At 73.1% G+C, this 4,154-nt stretch carries 3 protein-coding genes and 1 riboswitch; of the genes, 1 reads left to right on the forward strand and 2 read right to left on the reverse strand.

All coding sequences use genetic code 11. The features are described 5' to 3' along the window. Positions 1-135: 135 nt before the first annotated feature. Positions 136-1,401 carry a transglycosylase family protein gene (locus ABT247_RS32215; RefSeq protein ID WP_350749876.1) on the reverse strand — a complete coding sequence of 422 codons (1,266 nt, stop codon included), beginning with the start codon at positions 1,399-1,401 and terminating at the stop codon, positions 136-138. Further along, positions 1,388-1,558, reverse strand: a riboswitch (cyclic di-AMP (ydaO/yuaA leader). It overlaps the preceding gene by 14 nt. A gap of 524 nt (positions 1,559-2,082) precedes the next feature. Beyond that, a complete protein-coding gene (locus tag ABT247_RS32220) occupies positions 2,083-3,015 on the reverse strand; it encodes a hypothetical protein (RefSeq protein WP_350749879.1) in 933 nt (310 codons plus the stop codon). 556 nt (positions 3,016-3,571) lie between these two features. On the opposite strand from ABT247_RS32220, the gene ABT247_RS32225 reads away from it, so the two are divergent. Continuing rightward, positions 3,572-3,844, forward strand: coding sequence for a DUF397 domain-containing protein (locus tag ABT247_RS32225; protein WP_350749882.1), 273 nt, complete (start codon positions 3,572-3,574; stop codon positions 3,842-3,844). Positions 3,845-4,154 lie beyond the last annotated feature (310 nt).

Consider the following 4,154-nt stretch of genomic DNA (forward strand, 5'->3'; position numbering starts at 1 on the left):
GCAGCCCCCGGGGGAGCTCCCGGGGGCTGCGGAGGGTCGTGGCCGGACGGCGGCGCTGCGGCACGGGGCCGGCGGCTGGCAGGAGTCGAGCCTCGTCAGCCGTCAGCGGTCTGCCATCGGCCGTGGACCGTCGTCTCAGACCCGGCCGGCGAAGTCCGGGGCCCAGTTGGCGACGGTCTGCTCGCGGACGCCCGCGCTCGGGTTGGCGGCCTCGACGTACTTGCCGCTGCCGACGTAGATCGCGACGTGGTACACGCCGGAGTCCTGGCCGTTGTTCGACCAGAAGAGCAGGTCGCCCGGCTGCAGGCTGTCCAGCGAGACGTGGGTGCTGGCGGCGGCCTGGTCGGCGGCGACGCGCGGGATGCTGATGCCCGCGGCGCGCAGCGCGGCCTGGGTGAGGCCGGAGCAGTCCCAGCCGCCGTTGCCGGTGCCGCCGTAGACGTAGGCCTGGCCGACCTGGGACTCGGCGAAGGACACCGCGGCCGCCATGCTGCCGGTGGCGGCCGGGGCCTGGGTCTGCGCCGGGGCGGCCGGCTTCGAGGCCTGGGCGGTCGGCTGGGCGTTCACGGCACCGCCGTTCGCGGCCTGACCGGCCTTCTGGGAGCGGTTGAACCAGTTGAAGTCCGAGCCGGAGGTGGAGGACTGGTCTGCCTGGGACTGGTCGCCGTCACCGAAGGTCAGGTGCTGGCCCGGGTAGATGGTGTCCGGGCCGTCGGTCAGGGTGCTGCGGTTGAGCTCGTACAGGCGCTGCCAGCCGCCCTGGACCTTGTGCTTGTCGGCGATCGACGACAGCCAGTCGCCCGCGACGACGGTGTAGTCGCCGCTCTGCGCGTGGGTCTGGCGCTTCTGCGCCCAGGTGCCCTTGGCGGAGTCGTCGGAGGGCTGCGCCTGCGACGGGGCGGGCGCGGCCGGCTGGGCCGGCTTCGCGGCCGGAGCCTGGCTCTGCGCGGGCTTGGCGGCGGGCTTGGCCGCGGTGCCGGCCGAGGTGTCGACGGCGGCCGGGGCGCCGCCCTTGGTCAGACCGGCCTGGACGGAGCAGACGGGCCAGGCGCCGGGGCCCTGCGAGGCGAGGACCTTCTCGGCGACGGCGATCTGCTGGTCCTTGGTGGCCAGGTTGGCCTGCGGGGCGTACGAGGTGCCGCCGAAGGCGGCCCAGGTGCTGGAGGTGAACTGCAGGCCGCCGTAGAAGCCGTTGCCGGTGTTGATGCTCCAGTTGCCGCCGCTCTCGCACTGGGCGACCTTGTCCCAGGTCGCGACGGAGGCGGCGTTGGCGGTGCCGGTGGTGAGGCAGGGGATGGTGAGGCCGACGCCCGCGACGCCGAGGGCGGCGATCACGCGACGGGTACGGCCGGACAGGCGGGTGCCGTTGGTGGGCAGCATGAAGACGCGGTCCTCTCCCACGCCTGCGAGGTGAGCTGTCGGATTCGGGCCGGAGTTGCCCGGCCGCGCTGTGGGCGCGGCTTCACCCCTAGCCCTGGACCATTCCGAGGAACGGCCCGGGGCGACTTACCTGTGGTTCCCCCGCTCCTGCCGTGGTGCGTTTTCGCGCTTGCCAGGACATCCGACGGCAGGACTCGGCGTCGCGGATGAACTGGGTCCGTGGGGTCACGAACGGGGAGCACGTTAAGCAGACTTAAGTTCAAACTGCAAATATCTGTGAGGTGCATCACGGTTTAGGGGAAACGGTCAAATTGGACACTAACCATGATCGCAAATGATCGTTTCCGGATAATCCACTTGCGCATTCCGGAAATTGTCTCCGCCTCAGGAATCCGGTGACGGAGTGTCGGAATCCCCGGCGGAGAACGTCGCGCGGCGGCCGGCGGCGGTCGATGGAGGGCCGGAACGGCATCCGGTATTCCGGCGCGGAAAAGCCGACAGAACGGACATCGTGCGTCATCTGTCGCCTAACTCCCGTCATTCCCGTACCGGGACAATCGGGCGGGCTCGTGAGGGAGCCGGGCAATCGCGGCCGGGCCTGGCACGCCGAAGGGCCCGGAACGGAGTCGTTCCGGGCCCTTCGGACCTACGGTGCGCGGGAAGTGGCCACCGGCGGCTGCCGGCGGGCCTGAAGGCCGTCCGTCAGGCCTCCAGGGGCCCCTGGGCGGCCGCGTGGGCGCCGCGGGAGCCCTCCTCGGCCGCGGCCTCCTCCTCGGCCCGGGCCAGCTCCTCCGCGGAGGGCGCCGGCAGCGCGGCCAGGTAGGTGGAGGCGATCAGCTGGCCGACGGTCGGGTAGGCACCCAGCGGCGCGGCCGACGGGCAGCCGGTCTCCTCGGCGGCCGCGGCGAGCAGCTCGGAGTCCGCCTCGGGGCCGATCACCAGCGGGGCCAGCGCCGGGCGCTGGGAGCCGGTCTCCTTGAGGTGGTTGACGGCCCCGGCGACCGAGCCCGGTACGTCGAGCGCGGCGGCCACCACCGGGACGGCCAGCCGGGCGGCCAGCAGCACGCCGGTGATCCCGGCCGCGGCGGCCGCCTCCTCGCCGCCGACGGTGGTCAGCACCACGCCGTCCGCAGCGGTCGCGATGGCGAACAGCCGGGCCCGGTCGGCCCGGGCCAGGCCCGCCTCGGAGAGCCGCACGTGCACGGCCTCGGCCAGCAGCGGGTGCGGGCCCAGTGCGTCGGTGACGGTCGCGCCGTACTCGGCGGCGACGGCCTGCAGGCCGGCCAGGAAGCCGTGCGGCCCCGGGACCAGCGGCACCACGACGGGCGTCGGCAGGCCCGCCTCGGCGGCCGCCGCCAACAGCTCGGCGACCGTACGGTCGTCCCCGCCCTCGGCGCCGTCGGCCGGGAGGTAGCCGACCGCGGCCTGGACGCCGGTGTGCTCGCTGCGGACGATCGAGAGCAGTTCCTCGACGACCGAACGGGACTCGGGCCCGGCGGTCGCGGGCACGGCGAGCACCAGGGCCGGCGAGCCGGTGGGGATCTCGGGGCGCTCAGGGCGGCGGTGGCGCCCCCGCGCACGGGAGCCTGGAGTGCGGACGGGCAGTGGCGCGCCCGGGATGGCTGCGGTGCTCATGCCGGAGATCGTAGGACATCCGCCCGTCAGGCCTGCAGTCGGCTGCCGTACGGGTTTGGAGTGGTCGTGGTGCGCGGGTCGTGTCCCCGCCGTACCGGTTCGGGCGGTATGGCGACAATCCGGGCATTCCTCTCCCAACCTCCGGAAGTCCGTTCGCCGTTGCCCTGACGCGTCCGGTGGGCGATCGCGTTGCGCGTGGAGCGCGTGAGATGTCTCACAGCCCTGGCGTCATCTGACGGAGCGTCACGAGCGCGCGACTCCGGGCGTTCGAAGATCAACATTCAGCGGAGGGCCGCTCACGGCCGGTTATCGGCGCCTCGCCGATTCACTCGGCTATGTCCGTTTACGTACCGTCAGGAGAAGGGTCCGTGAAGACTTCGGGCGGCCGGCAAAAAGGCTCGTGCACCTGCAATGTCCCGTGCTGATGCACGTGCACTGCGGCTATCATCGCGTCAAGTGAGGCGTTGTGCCGGACCGGTACGGGGCCGGTCCGTTCGTTCGGCGGTGCCGGGGCGCCGCGCTGGACGACAACTCCGGAGCTCTTCGGGAGACTTCTATGCACGACTCGCATGACTCGCACGACACGCGCGGCTCTGCCCGCGCCTACAACGGGATGGCCGCCGCCGACCTCGAGGGGGTGGTCTGGCAGAAGAGCCGGCACAGCAACTCCCAGGGCAACTGCGTCGAGTTCGCGGCCCTGCCCGGCGGCGACGTGGCGATGCGCAACTCGCGCTTCCCGGACGGCCCGGCGCTCATCTACACCCGGGCCGAGATCGCGGCCCTGCTGCTGGGGGCCAAGGACGGGGAGTTCGACCACCTGGCCGTCTGACCGGCCGCTGCTCCGCCATCGGGGGGCCGTCGTGGGTACTGACACCGCGACGGCCTTTGTCTTTTCCCGCGCCCCTTCCCGACTGGTCCCGCGACCGGCGGCCGGTCGGCGGTGAACGGGCGCGCGGGCCGCGCGGCAGGGCACGCGAGCCGGACGGAAGGGCCCGGGGCGCGGTGCTCCCGGGTCGCCCTTCGGCCGGCCGTGCGCCGGGCGCCCCTAGGGCCCGTCTTCAAACCCCCGCCTGCGGGCCGACGCCGGGGCACGCGCCTCGCCGCGTTGTCGTCGGTCGCCGATGCTCCGCATGGACTCC

It is taken from the genome of Kitasatospora sp. NPDC001539, from assembly GCF_040298565.1.
GTDB lineage: Bacteria > Actinomycetota > Actinomycetes > Streptomycetales > Streptomycetaceae > Kitasatospora.

Bases quoted from the DNA above. Each gene is read 5' to 3' on its own strand.
- ABT247_RS32220 (WP_350749879.1), bottom strand. From the start codon at position 3,015: ATGAGCACCGCAGCCATCCCGGGCGCGCCACTGCCCGTCCGCACTCCA.
- ABT247_RS32225 (WP_350749882.1), top strand. From the start codon at position 3,572: ATGCACGACTCGCATGACTCGCACGACACGCGCGGCTCTGCCCGCGCC.